Source organism: Nocardiopsis sp. MG754419 (assembly GCF_018207095.1).
Lineage (GTDB): Bacteria > Actinomycetota > Actinomycetes > Streptosporangiales > Streptosporangiaceae > Nocardiopsis.
Map to the genome: position 1 here is coordinate 1 of NZ_QOCZ01000436.1, position 318 is coordinate 318.

Below are 318 nucleotides of genomic sequence, written 5' to 3' on the forward strand. Positions count from 1 at the left end.
TCGTCGCGACGGTCCCGGTCACCCCGGAAACCACCACGGTCGCGGTCATCCCGACGCTCGTGCGAACGACCACCACGGTCATCACGACGCTCGAAGGAACGACCACCACGGTCGTGGGACCGCGCGCCACGGTCGTCCCGACGGTCATAGGAACGACCACCACGGTCGTCACGGCTCTGCGGACGGCCGCCACGCTCGTCACGGCCCTGCGGACGGCGATCGTCGCGACGGTCCCGGTCACCCCGGAAACCACCACGGTCGCGGTCATCCCGACGCTCGTGCGAACGACCACCACGGTCATCACGACGCTCGAAGGAA

At 69.2% G+C, this 318-nt stretch carries 1 protein-coding gene; it reads left to right on the forward strand.

Translation table 11 applies throughout. The features are described 5' to 3' along the window. Positions 1-59: 59 nt before the first annotated feature. A partial coding sequence (locus DSY14_RS28445; RefSeq protein ID WP_211719646.1) for a hypothetical protein occupies positions 60-318 on the forward strand: 259 nt, incomplete at its 3' end.